Below are 565 nucleotides of genomic sequence, written 5' to 3'. Positions count from 1 at the left end.
GCGAACCCGTTGGTGTACCCGGCGAACCCGTTGGTGTACCCGGCGAACCCGAAGCCGGAGGCGTACCGGGCGAAGCCGGAGGCGTACCGGGCGAAGCCGGAGGCGTACCGGGCGAAGCCGGAGGCGTACCGGGCGATGCCGGAGGCGTACCGGGCGAAGCCGGAGGCGTACCGGGCGAAGCCGGAGGCGTACCCGGGGAAGCCGGAGGCGTACCCGGGGAAGCCGGAGGCGTACCGGGCGAAGCCGGAGGCGTACCCGGGGAAGCCGGGGGCGTACCGGGCGAAGCCGGGGGCGTACCGGGCGAAGCCGGAGGCGTACCCGGGGAAGCCGGGGGCGTACCGGGCGATGCCGGGGGCGTGCCGGGCGATGCCGGGGGCGTACCGGGCGAAGCCGGGGGCGTACCGGGCGATGCCGGGGGCGTACCGGGCGAAGCCGGAGGCGTACCGGGCGAAGCCGGAGGCGTACCGGGCGAAGCCGGAGGCGTACCCGGGGAAGCCGGAGGCGTACCGGGCGAAGCCGGAGGCGTACCCGGGGAAGCCGGGGGCGTACCGGGCGAAGCCGGAGG

1 protein-coding gene is annotated in these 565 nt (G+C 77.0%); it reads right to left on the bottom strand.

Translation table 11 applies throughout. The features are described from left to right. A partial coding sequence (locus ACWCPQ_RS27625) for a hypothetical protein (RefSeq protein WP_449904180.1) occupies positions 1 to 565 on the bottom strand: 565 nt, incomplete at both ends.

Source organism: Nocardia sp. NPDC001965 (assembly GCF_053594175.1).
Note: the sequence above shows the minus strand (reverse complement) of the source record. Positions and strands in the feature narration are given on the sequence as shown.